Origin of the sequence: Paenibacillus nuruki (genome assembly GCF_001721045.1) — a bacterium.
Lineage (GTDB): Bacteria > Bacillota > Bacilli > Paenibacillales > Paenibacillaceae > Saccharibacillus > Saccharibacillus nuruki.
On the sequence record NZ_MDER01000032.1, the window covers coordinates 67,413 to 85,537 of the forward strand.

An 18,125-nucleotide genomic window follows, 5' to 3' on the forward strand; every position below is an offset into this window, starting at 1 on the left:
TCATTTCTGAGGATTCAATAGATCAACCGGGAAAGAAAATGTCTGCCACACAGCGGCATTTTCTTTTCCTTTATTGCTTTTATCCGTAGAACGAAATGTAGACGCCAAAAAGGAAACACTAATATATGGAGGTGCTCACTTGAACAACAGCAACCACGTATCTAAATATCGGCGGACACTCGTTGTTCTCAGTGTGTTCGGATGTATTATATTAGGTGCCTTACTCTACTTTTTCACACAGACTAGCGCAAAAGGAAGTACTCAAAACAGTCTTCCTCATAATAGTGCTTCTCATGGAACATCCGTCAGTAGCGAACGTCCTGATTATCATTTTACAGTGCCGGACAAGTGGAAAAATGATCCACAACGTCCTATCTATTTCAAAGGGAAATATCATTACTATTATCTCTATAATAAAGATTATCCGGATGGCAATGGTACCGAATGGCGCCATGCTACTTCTACCGATCTGATCCATTGGACAGATCACGGAGTAGCTATTCCTAAATATACAAATAAAAACGGTGATCCATGGTCAGGTTCGGTTGTCGTCGATACCAACAACACAGCCGGATTTGGTAAAAATGCGTTTATCGCAATTGTGACTCAACCTTCTGCTAACGGTGGAGCGCAAGAACAGTATTTGTGGTATAGCAAAAATGGAGGGAATACCTTCACTGCCTATGGAAAAAAACCGATTCTGTCGAATCCCGGTAACACCGATTTTCGTGATCCCAAAATAATATGGGATGCCAATTCCAAACACTGGATTATGTTGATGGCAGAAGGCAATAAGATTGGATTTTACACATCCACTAACTTGAAAAAGTGGACGTACACCAGCGGATTCCTTACTGAAAATGTAGGCATACTGGAATGCCCTGATCTATACTTGATGCAAGCGGCAAATGGAGCTTACAAATGGGTACTCGGTGCTAGCGCAAACGGACGTGGAGCAGGCAATCCAAATACGTATGCATACTGGACAGGAAGCTTCAATGGCAAGAAATTTATAGCTGACCGTCAAGAACCCAAATGGTTGGATCATGGATTTGATTGGTATGCTGCTGTTACTTTTGATATCGCAGGAGCTTCTAATCCTTATGCGCAACGTTATGCTTTTGGATGGATGAACAACTGGGATTATGTTAATAACACACCGACATTACAAGAGGGATTCAACGGTATGGATTCGATCGTTCGTAAAATAAGACTTCAATTCAATGGTCAATCTTATGATCTATCTTCTCAACCGATTGGAGCGATTAGCTTACTACCTGCATCTACCCAAAAAATACAACGGATGGAAGTAGAAGGTTCTGAGCCGCTTAATATCCGTGGATCTTCTTTCCAGCTGGATACAGACATTTCGTGGTCACAACTTAAAAATGTAGGATTGCGACTTCGAGAGTCTAAAGATCAAAGTCGTCATGTCGATGTAGGTGTCTTTGTAGAAGGAAAATATACGTATGTGAATAGAGCGTACACCGGTCATCCTGATACTCAAGGCAAAAGTCTAGAAAGTCAGGCAACCTTCAATACCGATAAGAAAAAAGTCCATCTGAAAATATTAGTCGATAAGAACAGTATCGAAGTCTTTGTAGATGATGGTACAGTAGCTTACTCTAGCTTGATTTTCCCGAATAAAGAAGATCAAGGGATTACTTTATTTGCAGACGGTGGCAAAGCTGTTTTTGAAAATATAGTCGTTAAACAGTTTAAATAAACAATAAACAATAATAAAAGCCGAACCTTATTGATCGTTATGAGATCAGAAGAGTTCGGCTTTTTTTCTAAGTTAGTATAGTAGAAAGGAGAGTGTAGCATCATTTTCCTATTTTCAAGCGCTGATCGCTGTAATAAATTGTTCAAAATCATCCAATTGTTCTTCGATAATGCCTTGAATAATTTCAACTTGTACCCCTTGGTAATCATGAATAGCGATATTCCGGAAGCCGACCATTGCTTTGATACTTTGATTCAATTCTTTAGACAATAATCCATTGCGGAATAGAAGATCAAAAGCATCTCGACTGCTCTGTGGAACGCCTAGATTGCGCTCAGAAATGATATGTATCGCTAGATCAAGACAAGCCTCACAAGCCCGTTGAAGATTCAAAATAATCGAATCTTGCTTGGTATAGTTAAATAAGTTGTCTTCATCTCCAGCATATTCTTCATGAATACGTGCAACACAGCGACGAATCGTAGCCGTTTTGTTGAGTAAAATATCTTGATTCATAGCGTGCCTCTTTTCTTCATAAAGTGATCTAATATCGGTTGGCGCTTGTCATTCAGTTGTACATACTCACGGAAAGCTTGAATATATGACAGTTGCCTGATCATTGGCTTTTCTTCATATAATACGATCCCTGTACTGGCAATCTGTACTTGGAATACTGTACTTGCTTCTTCAAAATCGATCAAATCAACATCACGATCTAACTGGTCGGCTAATTGCTGTCCGATTCGAAATCGTTGATAAGTCGATCTACGAACTTGAGATAAATAAGCAATATCAATATCGCTTTCAGCTCTTGCAGTGCCTTTAGCAACAGAGCCAAAAATAATAATCGTATGCGCTTTAACAAGACTACACAACTCCTGAACAATAAGGAGTTGTTGATGGGAAGATAAAGACAGCTTAGACATAATAACAACTCCTTATTGTTCTAGATAGTGTGTGCTAGAGAGATCGATACTTTGCTAAAGATTATAATGATTTGGTGAACAAGACATGAGGAATATTGGATTCTAAAAATATCTCAGAAGATTGTACATATCCTAAGCGCTCATAGAAAGAAGCGGCTTGTGTCTGTCCATTTAATTTGGCTTGAGTCAGACCTTGTTCTCGCGCCAATTGCTCCATATGTTCAACCAGCATTTTGCCAACACCGTATTTACGATAGTCTTTCATTACGCAAATACGTTCTAATTTGGCAACACCTTCAACCACACGCAGGCGCGAAGTGGCAACAGGAGTCTCACCATTGTACACAATAATATGTGGAATGATAGTATTGGCATTATCCCACTCATCGTATTCTTCGTCCAAAGGCACACCTTGTTCATTCACAAAAACCGCTTTGCGGATAAACAGACAATGATCCAATTCATATTCATTCTCAACTTGTTTTATCAATAGTTCCATGTGTATGCTCCATCCTTTAGTTTATGATTTTCTATATGAGTTACATCTAATACCTTCTATATAAATAGATATTCTTTGAAGAAGGAATAGACCGTCTTTCTATTTTAACGAAATGAATGTAAATGTAAACCGCGCTATTTAATTGCAGTCAGTATAATTCAGATTCTTTTTTATTGATTATAGTCTGTATCTAGTGATAATTAACATTTGCACAACGCATCAATCAATTATAGAATCGATACAAGGTTTGTAAGTGAAGTGGAAGGAGTGTCCAAATGATCGATTTTCCTTTACAAGAGGTACGTATTCGAGAGTTACAACAATGGATGGAAGAAGGAGAGCAGACTTCTGTATCGTTAACGTCTTTATATATGCAGCGTATAGCTGAAATAGATCAAGATGGCCCTTTATTACGATCTGTGATTGAATTGAATCCAGATGCGATCTATATTGCTGCTCAAATGGATCAAGAACGCGCTCAAGGACAAGTTCGTAGTGAACTGCATGGGATACCCATCTTGATCAAAGACAATATTAATACAGGTGACCATATGCATACCAGTGCTGGATCATTAGCGTTATCAGACTCTTTTGCTCCAGAAGACGCTTTTTTAGTACGACAATTACGGAAAGCTGGAGCTGTTATTTTAGGCAAAACCAATCTGACCGAGATGGCGAACTTTATGTCTTTCAATATGCAAAATGGGTACAGTGCCCGCGGAGGACAGACGCTTAATCCGTATGGCCCCGGACGATTGGATGTAGGCGGTTCAAGCGCAGGTTCAGGAGCTGCGGTAGCTGCCAATCTATGTGCTGTAGCAGTAGGAACAGAGACATCAGGTTCGATTTTGAATCCGGCAGCTAAAAACAGTCTGGTAGGCATCAAGCCTACACTGGGTTTGATTAGTCGGACAGGCGTGATTCCGATAGCTTATACACAAGATACAGCAGGTCCAATGGCTAGAAATGTAGAAGATGCTGCTATTCTATTACAGGTATTAGCTGGAAAAGATGAACAAGATGCGCCAACCCAGACTTCACCTGTTCCGATACCCGATTATACGTCTTATTTAGATGCAGAAGGCTTACGTGGAGCACGAATCGGTATTAATCGAGCTTATGTGCATGAGTTAAGCGACGAAGAAAAGTCGATTATGGAAGCTTCTATCGAAGCGATGTATCATGCAGGTGCCGTTATTATAGACCATACCGATCTGGATCATATTGCTTCAGAAGACATGACTGTTTTATTGTATGAGTTCAAGTCGGCACTTAATCATTATTTATCGACACTAGGGCCACAATCATCAATTCGAACACTTAAAGATATGATCGATTATAATCATCTTCATCATCAAGATGCACTCAAATACGGTCAAGAAATCTTGATCAAAGCGCAATATGAAACGTCAGGTAAATTAACTGAAGCTAAATATATTCAGGCTCGTCTAAGCGATTGGAATCAAGCACGAGAAGAAGGTATAGATCGTCTGCTTCGAGAGCATCAATTAGATGCGATCTTTTCCCCGAATCATACTGATGCACCCGCAGTAGGTGGTTATCCGGCAATCATTGTACCGGCAGGTTACCGCCGAGACGGTATGCCTTTCGGTATCAGCTTTATGAGTACAGCGTACAAAGAGCCAGAATTGATTCGAATCGCGTATGCTTTTGAACATACCGTACCTGCACGCAGAAGACCTATGTTATAAGTCGTTTATTCTATAAATAAAAGCAGTAATTCTGACTTCAGAGTTACTGCTTTTTTACGTGGTTATTTATGCAGAAAAATAACTAAAAAATTTAGTGAACTAGCTGTAAACTTTTTGCTGAATTTTGACGAAATAGTAAAATAGAACTATTTGTTACTTTATGATCTCAGACAACTAAGGAGGCGCTTATGAAGAGCGTATTAGCAAACAACGAAGAGAAACAAGCAACTGCTTATGAAAGATTAGCATCCAAACTTTTGCTATACACGTTAGCTATTATTTTGATCAGTTGTATTCCTATTTATGGAGCAATGTACTTTTTTCATCTGGTCGATTTGTATACATGGTTATATCTAATCGTTTGTGTATGTATTTTGGTTCCAGCGGCTTTCTTTATATTTAAAAAAACAAATCATTTATCCATAGGTAAATACTTATTAACTCCGTTATCTTTTATCGCATGTACTTGTGTTATCTGGGTATTGCCTTCACAAGCTTCATGGTCAGCATTTTTAATCTATATCACTCTTTCTGTAGTGTACTTGAATATGCGTGTCAGTATTGTAGCTACCATATATGCAGTCGTGTTAGAAGTAATTCTACTTGTATTTGATCCATTGGTAACAGCGCTTCCTGTATTGGATATGATTGTATTATTTGCTGTTACGACGATGGTCGGTTCTGCTGGGGTAGCGATCTGTATTTTGGGTCAGAAAATGATGAGTAATTTACATCAACAAAAAGAACAAATTGATAATTTGCTACAAGAAGTAGAACGTTCTGCACAAGAATTGACACAGTTTGGTGGACAATTGCAACGTAATGCAGAAGATACCGATCGGATTGGTAAAGAGTTAACAACAGGCTTTAATGAAATTGCAAAAGGAATTGATTCACAAGCAGGCAGTATCGGTGAAATTAATACATCGATGCAAAATTCAGAAACGTTTATTCGTAATATTGGCAATACTGCAAATGATATGACAGAGCTAGCTGAACGAACAGCATCATTAACTCGCTCAGGAAATGAACAAGTTATTCGTTTGCGTGAAGGTGTACTTGAAGTCGGTCAAACGATAGACAATACCCATGCAGCGATGAATACATTACGCAACTATGCACAAGAAATCTCTTCTGTATCTCAAGCGATTGAAAATATCGCTCGTCAGACCAATATGCTTTCCTTTAATGCAGGTATTGAAGCATCTCGTGCAGGAGAGCATGGACGTGGATTTGCAGTTATTGCTACCGAGATTCGTGATCTAGCGAGTGAAGCGCAACAGTCTACAGTCTTGATTACAGATATCTTGCATCGTATTCATGATCAGACAGAAGTCGTATCCGGTCGTATTCAACAAGGTAAAGAAGCGATTGATGTGATCCAACTTTCTGCGGAACAGACCGAATCTTCGTTTGGAGATATCATGACAGAAGCGAATACAGTATCAGATCGTTCGGTAGAAATTGGCAGTATGCTTAAAGAATTAATTGAAGGTATTCGTCATTCAGTACTCGAAACAGGAACGATCTCGGCAGTAACAGAACAATCGAGTGCGTCTATAGAACAAATGACATCAAGCTTACAAGAGCAATCTACACGCGTGAGTCGTATTGCAAATAGTATTGATGAATTGAAACAATTGATTGATATCTTAAATCATTCATTGGATCAAAATAATGCTCTAGTAAAAAGTGACGAAGTTGTGACTGAAAAAGCATCTTAATTTGTCAATAAAAAGACAAAATGTAGTCAGATTCATACACTTATTCGACAAAATATTTCCAATACGGTGTACTTGCTTTCTGTAAAACAAAGACCAAAAAGTCTTGTAAAACGATTGAACAAACACTACTCATGTGGTTTTTACATAGGGTAGTGTTTTTTTTCGTTGTAATTATGCAGGTTGGGTCTTTTGACCAGTTTCTTATTATAAGGATTGACTATTTCTGGAATATAGATGAATATATATGCATATAATTCCATTAATTGGTGGACGGAATTATCCGCTAGATGTCGCTATTTTTAGTCGGTATTTTCTTCGTATGTATGCGTGCTTGACCTGATTCTCACTACCTGATCTATATCTAGAAGGAGGAATTAGAATGCAGCAATCCCCAGTCACTGTAGAGCAAATTATTACCATGATTAGTGAGGTAAAACAAGACCCTTCCTGTTTGACACGTCTGGACCGCGATTCTGATATTATTCATGATGCCGGGCTTGATTCTATCCAATTGATTCATTTTATTTTACGAGTAGAAGATGATTTTAATGTTGAAATTGATTTTGAAGAATTTGATATGGAACATTTAGGTTCTATTCAAGCGTTCTGTAACTTTGTTAGTCTTGAAGCCAATCAAGGTCAGGCTGTAGAAGAACAGGTGAAAACGGTATAAGCGCTTACATAAAAATTAAAGCGCTAACACTTGTTGTGTATATACAACAGTATCATGAACATTATTTGCAATAAATACGTTTTTTATATCAGAAATTTTGCTTGTCACTTATTGGGCTTATGATGCGATGTGTCGTTAAAGGACAGTCTGCTTTGAACATTGAATTCAAAGGAAGAGGTGTTTTTTTTGCAACCAAGAAGCGAAGTAACCATTGACCGCAAAGAATTTCAGCTGATTAAACGAACCATTCGCAACGCCACTGTCTCTTACCGTAACCAGATCAAAGATCCGACGTACAAAACGCCAATCCCGCAATCATTAGGGATTAAATTAACAAACCGTTGTAATCTGCGCTGTACACACTGTTTTCAGTGGAATGAAGATGGCTATCATCATCAAATGGACAAAGCAGAGCAAAATATGGATCTTGATCCATTGATTTTCAAACAATTATTGGACGATACCAAAGAAGCGAAGTCTCGTCTATATCTATGGGGCGGAGAACCGATGTTTCACCGTCAATTTGGAGAAATTCTGGAATACATTCAGAATGATCGCCGTGAGATGACGATCTGTACGAATGGACTATTAATAGATAAATTTATTGATCCTATTCTAGATTTATCTGAAAATCTGGAACTGCTAATTGCTGTAGAAGGATTTGAATACGAGCATAATTTAATCCGTGGTAAAGGTACATTTCAAAAAACGATGGCACAAATTGATCGCTTAGTGGAATTGCGTGATCAAGGATTGTACAAAGGTAGAATTTCGGTTCATGCCGTTATCAACGATAATATGATCGGTCGTATGACTGAATTGCTAGAGTTTTTTGAATCGAAAAAATTGGACTTGGTGATGTTGTGCTTCCCGTGGTACATTTCCCGCGAAACATCGCTCAAAATGGATACGTATTTCTCTGAAAAATTCCAATGGTTGCGTCAGTTAGATGAGCGTCATATCAGTAGCTGGCATGCATTTAAATACAAAATCAATCCTGATCGTATGGATGCGTTGATGGAAGATCTACACAAGATCAATGATCGTGTATGGAAAATCCGTGTTCGTTACCAACCGGGTCTGGATTATGATGAGATCGACAAATTTATTCATGGGGATGAAATGACAAGCCGTTGTTCTAATCACTGTCTAGCATTGACTTCTCGTACCGATATTGTTCCAGATGGTAGCGTTATGCCTTGCAAATTCTTTTCCGAGTTTACGGTTGGTAATCTGAAAGAGAAGAGCCTGAAAGAAATCTGGGATTCCGAAGAATATGAAAATGTAAGACATATTATCAATAAAGAAGGGCTAACGCCTGCGTGCTCGAAGTGCAGTGTATTGTATCTACATGGTGCAGGTACAGTCAATTCGCTCGACTATATTTAAGAGCGGAGGGAGTTCATGAGACAGCAGTTATCGCTAATGGATGCATTGACCGATCATCGTGATCAAGGTCGCTTTATATGGATTTTTAATATCGGCGCTGAATCGGTCTGGCACAATATCAGCAAAGGAGTGAGCGATCCTCAGGAACAAGAAGTTGTGAATCGAATCGAAGAGATGAATCTTTTACTCTGTCGTAAGCAGGATATTATGATTTTGCGTAAACAACCTGACCCGGATTATCTAGATATGTTGGAAAATCTGGGTTTTGAGTTACCACGAATCGAGATTCCGCAAGGAGAAAGTGATGATCCGTTTGTATCGATTTCACAACTGATTTTGCAAGATGAAGCCTTGTTAGAACGGTTGCAGATGTATGGGGTGCAAGGTCGTGCCCTGTATGGAGCAACCTATCTTGTTCCTTATGCAGTCACGCAATGGGAAGAAGAAATTGCTCATACGTGTGAAGTTCCTTATATTGGAGCCCCTTCGGAGATTTGTAAAATGGTGAATGACAAAATCTTTAGTCGCCAAGCAGCGATCGAGTTGGGTTTTCCAGTCAGTAGCGGAACCGTATGCTCAACCGTCGAAGAGATTCGGCGTGAATGTTTAGCTATAGGTACAGCCGATGCCGAAGCTCAAATTATTATCAAAGAACCTTATGGAGCTTCTGGCAAAGGGCTGTATTTATTACAAGGAACACAAAAGCTCGATGCTACGCTGAGTGTGATGAGTCGTTTTGCACGTAAGCAAAACAATCCAGATCAGGCATGGTTAGTCGAACGCTGGCACAAAAAGCAAATGGATCTAAATTACCAAATTTATATTCATCCTGATGGTGATGTTGAAGTTTTTTCTTTGAAACGTCAGGTGGTGGATGGAACCGTCTATATTGGTTCCTATATGCCTTCAGGGGTAACCGAAGAGATTCGCCAACAATCTCGTCAGTATGCGATGGAATTAGGACATTATTTGTACGAAAAGCAGTATCGTGGTATTGCTTCAATTGATGCATTTATTGATGAAAGTGGAGAATTGATTCCGGTGATTGAGATTAATGGGCGGTTCACGTTATCGACCTATATCTCATTATTACCGCAAATGTTCGGGCTGCGCATATTCCGTTCTCGTTATTTCCGGCATATTACCAAAGAACGTTTAACGTATCAGACCCTTTGTCAAAAGTTAGAGCAACATAATCTTTTGTATACTTCTGCACATCCTTTTGGCGTGTGGGTGTATACAGCAGGTACATTGTCTGCAAGCAAAACAACGAACGGATACAATAACCGTATTTTTGCTATTGTCATTGCCGATAGCACAGAAGAAGCACAGCGACTTGAAGAACAGTTGGAGCGAGTGATTGCTGAACTGTAAATAGCTTAGGTTAGTTAGATGTCAAAGGAGGTCAAACGATGGAAGTTAGTGAACAACAAGTCGTACCTTTACTTGCTCAAGTGTTAAAAATGGCTCCAGCCGATCTGGAAAATCTACAACCAGATGATGATCTACGAGAGTATGGTCTCAATTCACTATCTGCGGTTGAATTGATTGTAGAACTTGAAAATCATCTCAATATCATGATCGACGATGATAATTTATTGCTGGAAGAATTATCGACATTACGCCGTATCGAAAACATGTTAGCTCATTATGTTTAAACGATCATTATCTAAACAAGTGTTACCGGAAACAGTAGGAGCGCCAGGACAGCATTGCTTTTATGCTAGCCTGCACGCTTTACTACTACGTCAGGGTGTCTATACCGATGAAGCCGATCTATATTTTCTATGTAACGGGTTGTCGATCTCGTATAAAGGAAATTTTGACTCATTTGGTCTGCGTCCGATGGCGGATTTGTTATCTCAGTGGTCAGCAAATACACAGGTTGAAGTCAAACATGTCACGATCGACCCAGCATTATCCAAGCGAAATGATTTTTTGATCTTACAAGATTGGTCTAACGCATTGGAAAATGGAAAAAGTATACTTCTTCATTTACAAAGTCATTGCCTGAATTTCCATCCGGTATATCAGAATAACCCGAGCAAAGGACATGTGATTCAGCTATACGGGTTAGATATGAAGCAGGATGAAGCCTATGTATCCGATCACTTTTTATTAGAAGAATCCGGTCATGTGCTTAGTTACAATGGCAAGACAAATCTTACTTTGTTGCTAGAAGGTATTACTGAATATGCGTATCTCAATAGTGATCCTGCGGAAGAGCTTAGTGTCCAACAAGTGATTCAGGCGTGTGATCGTCATTTAGAACAGTTTTTACAAGAAAGCTGGTCAGCGTATGCCGTCTTATTCTGTGATCTGGATCGTCTGTTAGAGATGGAAGATGAATCATTCCGTCAGAGTTGCGATACTCTTTATTACCAGCTACGGATCGAAAGTCTGATGCATCTACTACAGTATACCGAGCAATTTATGAGTCGTTATGAAGGATTAATGGGGAGTGAGCATGGTGCTTATCAATTGCGAGAAGATATTCATGAACTTCGCCAGACATGGAAAAGGCATCTGCTTCAACTGTATAAAATAGGATTGCGGGTTAACCGAGATAAAGTATCTGATTATATTCAGCACAGTTTGCGTTTGTTAGCCGAATTAAAAACATTGTTAGAGCGGATGAGAATGACGGTATATCAGATCCGTCTATAGCAGTGTGCAACATGAAGGAGGTCGTGTCATCTGTCAGCGATAACGTTAACTCAACTATCCAAAACATTTGAATATTACAAAAAAGAACCTGGATTACGCAAATCATTTTCGAATTTATTTAAACGGGAAAAATTGCAGAAAGAAGCTGTAATTGATCTTAGCTTTGATATTGAAGAAGGTGAAATTGTTGGTTTTCTAGGACCTAATGGAGCAGGCAAAACGACCACACTCAAAATGTTATCCGGTATTTTGCATCCTAGTGATGGTCAAGCTTCTGTACTCGGGTATACGCCGTGGGAACGTAAAAAAGAATTTAAACGTCAGTTCTCGATTGTGATGGGTCAAAAAAATCAACTATGGTGGGACTTGCCTGCTAGTGATTCATTTGAACTCAACAAACTAATCTATGATCTGGACGATACTGAATATAAGCGTACATTAGACGAATTGGTTGAACTGCTTGGTGTCAGTGAGCAGCTACATGTGCAAGTACGCCGATTGTCTTTAGGTGAACGCATGAAAATGGAATTGATTGCTTCACTTCTTCATCGTCCGAAAGTGATATTGCTCGATGAGCCGACGATTGGTTTGGATATTATTTCACAAAGTAAAATCAGACAATTTTTTAAAACATACAACAAAACGTACAATACAACGATCTTGCTGACCAGTCACTATATGCGCGATATTGAAGATTTGTGTTCTCGAACGATGATTATTAATCACGGGCAACTGGTCTATGATGGTGATCTCAAAAGTGTAAACGATGTGATTGGTTCTTGGAAATTACTCAAAATCCAATTGTCAGCGCCGGTATCGGAACTGTCTTTGAATGGTTATGGTAAAATTCGTTCTCGTTCTGAATTGGAAGTCGTATTCGAACTTAGCAAGCAAGATGTACTACGTAAATCGAAAGAAATACTGGATCATTTACCTGTTATTGATTTTACAATTGAAGATATTCCTTTGGAAGAAGGGATTGCGATCCTGTACGAAAAAGGTGGGTTGCCCCATGCCCAATAAAGTCTATCGCAAAATTTTACATATGGGGATTCAAAATGAAATGGAATATCGAACCAATTATTGGATACAGCTAGTTAGCTTTTTTGTACCGATGATGACTCAATTTTTTCTCTGGTTAGCGATTTTTCGTTCATCCGGTCAGGGAACGATTGTAGGTTATACATTTCAAGAAATGTTGATCTACATTATTATGGCAGCAGTCACTGGTAAGCTTGTTGCCGCGGGATTTGAATATGAAATTGCAGGCGATATCAAAGAAGGCGGACTGGGTAAATTTCTAGTCCAACCGCTGAACTATTTTGCTTATCGTATCTTAAAATTTCTAGGTGCCAAAGCAGTCCAGTCGGTATTGGTCATTATTTTTGCCGCTGTAGTCTTGATCTGGTTGCGGATCGGTCTACACGTTCCTGTAGGTTGGGATAGTGCATTACGTTATCTGATTGCTTTACCGGGTGCATTGTTACTCAACTTTGTGATCTATTATGCATTAAGCGGAATAGCGTTCTGGTTAACCGAATCGACCGGATTATTTTATACCTTATCGCTCATTATTTATATCGCGAGTGGTAGTGTTTTTCCGTTAACCATTTTTGGAGTGACGATTGCCAAGATATTAGGGATGTTACCTTTTTCGTATATTGTCTTTTTTCCAGTCAATATGATTACTGGTAAATTAACCACAACAGAAGCAATTACAGGTATAGGCATGCAGTGGTTATGGATCGCTGTTATTTTAGTGGTCGCTAGATGGGTATGGAGTTCAGGGGTACGCCGTTATGTAGCGGTGGGAGGATAATAATATGCAGATGATCTGGAAAGAAGCAAAGCGCTATTCTCGTATTTATGGACGATTTATGAAATTCTCTGTGATGTCGCAAATGGAGTATCGAACCAATTTTATTACAGCTTTTCTGATTGAAACAGCGTATCTACTGATCAAACTATTATATGCGATTCTGCCGTATCAGGTAGGAACCGATATTAATGGCTGGTCGCCGGATGCGATTTTGTTATATGTAGGCGTATTTACCATTATGAGCGGATTATATAGTGGATTGTTTTTTACCAATTTTACTCAGTTACCAGATAAAGTACGTACCGGTTCGCTGGATGTGCTGATTACGAAGCCCATTTCTTTGCAATTCGCTGTCACGTTACGTCAATTTGAATTGGGTTATACGATCCCCAATGTACTCGGTGGCAGTGTAATGGTAGCGATTGGCTGGAGTCGAATGGGATTACCTGTAGATTTTTATCATATTGGCGGTTTTATCTTTTTTATCGCGATTGGTGTCTTGGTTGCTTATTCTGTCTTTTTGTTACCACAATTGCTGGCGTTCTGGACGGTACAGACTACAGGGGTAACCGATATGTCAAATAGTGTGTTTGAAACGAATTATGTTCCTATGGCAGTCTATGATCGGATTATTCAGCGCTTAGGTACATTTTTATTACCGGTGTTCGTTATTTGTAACTTTCCACCAATGTTTGTTATGGGTGGACTCAGTGCAGGCATGGTCTGGTGGGCAGTACTTGCACCGATCTGGTTGCTGATCATTATTCGTGTGATCTGGCGTTATGCATTACGTCATTATTCCAGTGCTAGTCAATAAACATCCATTTTAAAAAGGAGGAATATACATATGAATGAACGGATCAGCAGTCAGCCATTGCTGCACATGGGCGCTTTTGAAGCTGAATTATACTGGCGTGAAGATGATCTTGCTACACTACCTGCACTACCTGATAAAGAAGCTGAAAAGATTGTCACAGCTATGGATGAATTATTGTTTACTTTTTGTCAGCCGGGTGACCTGTTATTTACTCGTTATGCGATGGAACCTGCGCAACGTCAATATGTTCATCAATTGGGATTTAGCGTATATGGCAATACGCAAGATCTAGAAATGGATGCTTCGAAAATCAAAGATCAGATTCTTGCGGGACAAGATCAGACGATGGCGGCGATCAATCGGTTGAGTACAGGCAAGCAAGCAGGAATGTCTGCACGCCCTGTATCTGTTTTCCAATGGATGGAACAACAAGATGAACAATTAGCCGAGCAATTTCCATTATCCACGATGAGTTTGTCTCCTTTTGCATGGATTCCTCATATTGAAGAGTTGAATCAACGCTTCGGTATTGGCTATCATGCTCCTGAACTTGAAGTCGTCAAAAGGGTCAATACCAAACATTACTCTGCACAGATGAAGCAGACATTGAACTTGAGTGGTGTCGGTGTATTAGTAGAGAGCAGTGAGGAATTGGTTGAAAAAGGAAGCGAGTGGCTAAAAGAAGGTTCTTTTCTGATTAAAGATAATTATGGTGTGTCCGGTAAAGGGAATATGTTGATCGATTCTCCTGAACTGCTTGTTCGTATCGGTCACGGTCTACACAAACAAGAAGAAAAAGGGAAGAAAGTCCAATTTCTGATCGAAAAGTATTTGCAAAAAGAACGGGATTTTTCTTGCCAATTTCATATTGATCCACAAGGTCAGATTGAAATGCTGTCTGTTCAGTGGTTGGCAAACTCTCAATTTGCGTATCGTGAGTCATTATCTCCTGATCCAGCCTTTATGATGCGACTCGAACAAGAAGGTTATTTTGCATTAATGGAACAGATCGGTAAGCAATTATATCAGGATGGATACTTTGGACATGTCTGTATTGACTCTATGGTATTACAAGATGGAAGCCTTGAACCGATGGTCGAGATCAATGCTCGCAAATCGATGAGCCTGATCAAGCACCAAATGGATCAATACCTGCGTACCTACGGACAGGTCGGCAATATGACCAACTATAACGTCTCACACACAGGCGAAGTCTCGCACGAACAACTACTTCATTTGTTAGATCAAGCCAACTTGCTCTATTTACCGAATCGTCAACAAGGCATCATCCCATTAACATCATCAGCCTTACACATCAACCATCGTTTCCGTAACGATAACAAAAAACACAAAGGTAGAATCTATCTCTCAGTCGTAGCCAGCCATGACCATATCAAACAACAATTACTAACCCAATTCGAACAACTTCTAGAAACCAACCAATTCAGCATATTAAACTAATAAACCATATAATCATTGATCTATTTCATCTATAAACAAAGAATCTTCACCATCACATATTCGAATCAACACCAAACATTATTCTTATTTCACTAATTTCTCTGCCTTACCCTGCTACCTCCACCACTGGGGAAGCAAGAATCATATGCTCTTATTTCTTAAAATAAAATACCATATTGTTCTCCCACCACCAGCGAAGGAAATCTATTATTCTGAAAGTCGCCTTTAAGACTAGGATATCGACCGCCCAGCGGTCCATTCAAGATATCCAAGTCTTACCAGCGACGCCAAGAATAATAGATGCCCGTAGCGATACATCCACCCAAGAACAATATATCCCACTCTAAAAGTATTATTCTTTTCTTCACCACCCTCAAATGAAAGGATTGGATCATCATGACCGTAACGATATTATGCTCTGGGTTTGGACTTGGATTTTATACGCCGGGTTTACTTGTAGAAGCAAGCTTGAATCGTATGGGTATTCCAACCGAAGTGCTTGTGTTTGAAAATGTGATGCAATCAGATCAATTGCAAAAAGTAGATAAAAGTCGTCAAGCGTATCATGCTGACTTTTCGGTAGCATTGATGTCGCAACGGATTCCGCAAGATATTCGCAAAAGTATGGATGATGAGCAGATTGTAGCGTTGTTACAACAGTGGGAAGCCGAAGGAAGAAAACATTTTATTTGCTTATCCGGTCATTGGATATACATTCTAGATCGCTATCGGGAGCAGATCGGTGAAGCCAATCTCCATATAGACTTATTGTATCTGGATGTGATCGATTCTCCTTCTTGGAAAAGTGTACGTAAGCGCTTAGGTCAGCTACATGAGAGTTATCATGAAGTCTGGCTATTTGGTCATGACCAACAAGAAATGTATACGTATATTGATATTCCTTTATCTGATCCAGTGATTCCGTATAGTCAGCGACAACATCGACTGTTGGTGCATGGGGGTGGTTGGGGAATGGGCACCTATCGTGAACGGATCGCCGAGTTAGAACAAGTGGGTTATGGATTGGATATTATTTTGTACGATCAAGATGAACGGGGAAGTTCGGATCAAGGACAACGGTATTATCGGATGAATCCAGAGTGGCGCACATGGCAACAAAATGAAGAGGGTAAGCATACTTTTCCACCACTTGGAGAAGTGCAAGTTGATCAAGCCGTACAGTATGAATCACGAGCAGAATATCACATATTATGTGAGATTGAACGCAATGTACAGGCGATTGTCAGTAAGCCGGGCGGAGGAACATTAGCCGATTCATTTGCACTAAGTACGCCGATTATTTTTCTAGAACCTTTTGGAGAACATGAAGCTCGCAATGCCAGTCAGTGGGAAAAATATGGATTTGGATTATCGTATGAACGCTGGATGAGTGAGTATGGTGGAGGCACAGATATTTTGGAACAGATGCATCAGCAATTGGTACAAGCTCGTCAGCAATTTCCAGCGTATGCCGATGAGTACATTCAACGTCATATGCAACTGCTTCACCCGACGATGGCTAAAGGTACACCATGATGAAATCTTCCGAAATGAGTGTACGCCATTCTTCTACACAGACGGACGAACATATTCTTTCAGCCCAAGTAGGGCATAATTCAGAAGCTACTGTCAAATTAGGGATTCTCGGGTGTTCGGGTATTGTGCCACGTGCTGTTCTTGATCCTGCACCCTATGTCGATGGACTGGACATTGTAGGTGTTGCTAATCGTACGTTGTCCAAAGCAGAATCGTTAGCAGAACATTATGGCATCGCTACAATCTACGGGGATCTGGAAGAATTGTTAGCAGATCCTCAGTTAGATGCAGTGTATATCGGGCTAAGTAACGAACTGCATGCCACATGGATTCGCAAAGCATTGTCTGCGGGCAAGCATGTACTGGTTGAAAAACCGCTTTGTCTGCATCCGCAAGAACTGCCCATGATTGGAGCGGCGGCACAGCATCATGGATTACAGGTGATCGAAGGGGTAATGGTAGCTCATCATCCGTGGCAACATACGTTACGTGAATGCATTTCATCCGGTGAATATGGAGCCTTAGTCCGTACAGTCACTCAACTGACCATTCCAGCCAAAGAAGATCATCATGATAATTATCGTAGTCATCCAGAACAAGGTGGCGGCTGTTTTTGGGATCTGGGTTGTTATTGGCTTCAATTTTTACAACAGGTGATCGGAATACAACATAGTGAATTTGAAGGACGTTCTTCTTTTGATGGGCCTAACGGTTGTGATTGGACATTTGAAGCGCAAGCTCAGTTAGCCGATGGCGTGACAGCAGAAGCTCTTTTTTCTTTTGAAAAGCCGTATAGTAGCAGACATGTGATCTATCTGGAAAAAGCGAAGATTACGATCAACGATTTTTTTCGCTGTAATCTAGGGTTTTATAAGCTGAAGCTCAAAATAGCGCTGATAGAAAATGGACAAGAAACAGGAGAAGTTCGTTATCATACGTTTGAACCGATGAATTATTATGTCAATCAATTACGTTTTTTTCGGGATACGATCAATCATCATCAGCACCATCATTTGTTTGCTGAATCGGTAGAGCGTATTCAATTGTTATCTCATATTCATGCTACGGCCAAAGCCAAAAGTGTTATATCTTGAGTCATAAGTACAGATATTTTGCGTTGCAAAAATCTTTTTCTCATGGAATGTTGTCGCATGTATAATGCCAAATGCTTAGGAG

The 18,125-nt window shown here is 39.8% G+C and carries 17 protein-coding genes; 14 read left to right on the plus strand and 3 right to left on the minus strand.

Annotated elements, in window-relative coordinates:
- The first annotated feature begins 193 nt into the window (after positions 1-193).
- A complete protein-coding gene (locus PTI45_RS07460; RefSeq protein WP_083243417.1) occupies positions 194-1,726 on the plus strand; it encodes a glycoside hydrolase family 32 protein in 1,533 nt (510 codons plus the stop codon).
- A gap of 114 nt (positions 1,727-1,840) precedes the next feature.
- Here the strand turns inward: PTI45_RS07460 and hepT are convergent, their stop codons facing one another.
- The 3 genes from hepT to PTI45_RS07475 form a co-directional block, all read right to left on the minus strand.
- Positions 1,841-2,242 (minus strand): type VII toxin-antitoxin system HepT family RNase toxin, encoded by a 402-nt coding sequence (gene hepT / locus PTI45_RS07465; protein WP_069326935.1) that lies wholly within the window; start codon positions 2,240-2,242, stop codon positions 1,841-1,843.
- Positions 2,239-2,652 carry a type VII toxin-antitoxin system MntA family adenylyltransferase antitoxin gene (gene mntA / locus PTI45_RS07470; RefSeq protein WP_069326936.1) on the minus strand — a complete coding sequence of 138 codons (414 nt, stop codon included), beginning with the start codon at positions 2,650-2,652 and terminating at the stop codon, positions 2,239-2,241. The genes hepT and mntA overlap by 4 nt, the downstream gene beginning before the upstream one ends.
- Before the next feature lie 61 nt (positions 2,653-2,713).
- Positions 2,714-3,151, minus strand: a complete 438-nt coding sequence (locus tag PTI45_RS07475; protein WP_069326937.1) for a GNAT family N-acetyltransferase — start codon at positions 3,149-3,151, stop codon at positions 2,714-2,716.
- A gap of 275 nt (positions 3,152-3,426) precedes the next feature.
- On the opposite strand from PTI45_RS07475, the gene PTI45_RS07480 reads away from it, so the two are divergent.
- The 13 genes from PTI45_RS07480 to PTI45_RS07540 all read left to right on the plus strand — a co-directional run bounded on the left by PTI45_RS07480 (position 3,427) and on the right by PTI45_RS07540 (position 18,043).
- Positions 3,427-4,863 carry an amidase family protein gene (locus PTI45_RS07480; protein WP_069326938.1) on the plus strand — a complete coding sequence of 479 codons (1,437 nt, stop codon included), beginning with the start codon at positions 3,427-3,429 and terminating at the stop codon, positions 4,861-4,863.
- A 188-nt stretch (positions 4,864-5,051) separates the two neighbouring features.
- Positions 5,052-6,587, plus strand: coding sequence for a methyl-accepting chemotaxis protein (locus PTI45_RS07485; protein ID WP_069326939.1), 1,536 nt, complete (start codon positions 5,052-5,054; stop codon positions 6,585-6,587).
- Between the two features lie 379 nt (positions 6,588-6,966).
- Positions 6,967-7,260, plus strand: coding sequence for an acyl carrier protein (locus PTI45_RS07490; RefSeq protein ID WP_069326940.1), 294 nt, complete (start codon positions 6,967-6,969; stop codon positions 7,258-7,260).
- Between the two features lie 186 nt (positions 7,261-7,446).
- Positions 7,447-8,649, plus strand: coding sequence for a radical SAM/SPASM domain-containing protein (locus tag PTI45_RS07495; RefSeq protein ID WP_069326941.1), 1,203 nt, complete (start codon positions 7,447-7,449; stop codon positions 8,647-8,649).
- Positions 8,650-8,664: 15 nt separating this feature from the next.
- Positions 8,665-10,023 carry a preATP grasp domain-containing protein gene (locus PTI45_RS07500; RefSeq protein WP_069326942.1) on the plus strand — a complete coding sequence of 453 codons (1,359 nt, stop codon included), beginning with the start codon at positions 8,665-8,667 and terminating at the stop codon, positions 10,021-10,023.
- Between the two features lie 38 nt (positions 10,024-10,061).
- A complete protein-coding gene (locus PTI45_RS07505) occupies positions 10,062-10,307 on the plus strand; it encodes an acyl carrier protein (RefSeq protein WP_069326943.1) in 246 nt (81 codons plus the stop codon).
- Positions 10,300-11,316 (plus strand): BtrH N-terminal domain-containing protein, encoded by a 1,017-nt coding sequence (locus tag PTI45_RS07510; protein ID WP_069326944.1) that lies wholly within the window; start codon positions 10,300-10,302, stop codon positions 11,314-11,316. Before PTI45_RS07505 ends, PTI45_RS07510 begins: the two co-directional genes overlap by 8 nt.
- Positions 11,317-11,346: 30 nt before the next feature.
- Positions 11,347-12,339, plus strand: a complete 993-nt coding sequence (locus tag PTI45_RS07515; RefSeq protein WP_069326945.1) for an ABC transporter ATP-binding protein — start codon at positions 11,347-11,349, stop codon at positions 12,337-12,339.
- Positions 12,329-13,135: an ABC transporter permease gene (locus PTI45_RS07520; protein WP_069326946.1), complete on the plus strand. Its 807-nt coding sequence runs from the start codon at positions 12,329-12,331 to the stop codon at positions 13,133-13,135. Before PTI45_RS07515 ends, PTI45_RS07520 begins: the two co-directional genes overlap by 11 nt.
- Before the next feature lie 4 nt (positions 13,136-13,139).
- On the plus strand, positions 13,140-13,952 hold the full coding sequence (locus PTI45_RS07525) for an ABC transporter permease (RefSeq protein WP_069326947.1): 813 nt from the start codon (positions 13,140-13,142) through the stop codon (positions 13,950-13,952).
- Between the two features lie 30 nt (positions 13,953-13,982).
- Entirely contained in the window at positions 13,983-15,413 is a 1,431-nt protein-coding gene (locus PTI45_RS07530) for an ATP-grasp domain-containing protein (protein WP_069326948.1), read from the plus strand.
- A gap of 396 nt (positions 15,414-15,809) precedes the next feature.
- Positions 15,810-16,949, plus strand: coding sequence for a UDP-glucuronosyltransferase (locus PTI45_RS07535; protein ID WP_069326949.1), 1,140 nt, complete (start codon positions 15,810-15,812; stop codon positions 16,947-16,949).
- Positions 16,949-18,043 (plus strand): Gfo/Idh/MocA family protein, encoded by a 1,095-nt coding sequence (locus tag PTI45_RS07540; RefSeq protein ID WP_245703452.1) that lies wholly within the window; start codon positions 16,949-16,951, stop codon positions 18,041-18,043. Before PTI45_RS07535 ends, PTI45_RS07540 begins: the two co-directional genes overlap by 1 nt.
- Positions 18,044-18,125: the final 82 nt, after the last annotated feature.

What these genes read in the sequence shown, in the direction of transcription:
- hepT (WP_069326935.1), bottom strand. Translation starts at nt 2,242, where the DNA reads ATGAATCAAGATATTTTACTCAACAAAACGGCTACGATTCGTCGCTGT.
- mntA (WP_069326936.1), bottom strand. Translation starts at nt 2,652, where the DNA reads ATGTCTAAGCTGTCTTTATCTTCCCATCAACAACTCCTTATTGTTCAG.
- PTI45_RS07475 (WP_069326937.1), bottom strand. Translation starts at nt 3,151, where the DNA reads ATGGAACTATTGATAAAACAAGTTGAGAATGAATATGAATTGGATCAT.
- PTI45_RS07480 (WP_069326938.1), top strand. Translation starts at nt 3,427, where the DNA reads ATGATCGATTTTCCTTTACAAGAGGTACGTATTCGAGAGTTACAACAA.
- PTI45_RS07485 (WP_069326939.1), top strand. Translation starts at nt 5,052, where the DNA reads ATGAAGAGCGTATTAGCAAACAACGAAGAGAAACAAGCAACTGCTTAT.
- PTI45_RS07490 (WP_069326940.1), top strand. Translation starts at nt 6,967, where the DNA reads ATGCAGCAATCCCCAGTCACTGTAGAGCAAATTATTACCATGATTAGT.
- PTI45_RS07500 (WP_069326942.1), top strand. Translation starts at nt 8,665, where the DNA reads ATGAGACAGCAGTTATCGCTAATGGATGCATTGACCGATCATCGTGAT.
- PTI45_RS07505 (WP_069326943.1), top strand. Translation starts at nt 10,062, where the DNA reads ATGGAAGTTAGTGAACAACAAGTCGTACCTTTACTTGCTCAAGTGTTA.
- PTI45_RS07510 (WP_069326944.1), top strand. Translation starts at nt 10,300, where the DNA reads ATGTTTAAACGATCATTATCTAAACAAGTGTTACCGGAAACAGTAGGA.
- PTI45_RS07520 (WP_069326946.1), top strand. Translation starts at nt 12,329, where the DNA reads ATGCCCAATAAAGTCTATCGCAAAATTTTACATATGGGGATTCAAAAT.
- PTI45_RS07525 (WP_069326947.1), top strand. Translation starts at nt 13,140, where the DNA reads ATGCAGATGATCTGGAAAGAAGCAAAGCGCTATTCTCGTATTTATGGA.
- PTI45_RS07530 (WP_069326948.1), top strand. Translation starts at nt 13,983, where the DNA reads ATGAATGAACGGATCAGCAGTCAGCCATTGCTGCACATGGGCGCTTTT.
- PTI45_RS07535 (WP_069326949.1), top strand. Translation starts at nt 15,810, where the DNA reads ATGACCGTAACGATATTATGCTCTGGGTTTGGACTTGGATTTTATACG.
- PTI45_RS07540 (WP_245703452.1), top strand. Translation starts at nt 16,949, where the DNA reads ATGAAATCTTCCGAAATGAGTGTACGCCATTCTTCTACACAGACGGAC.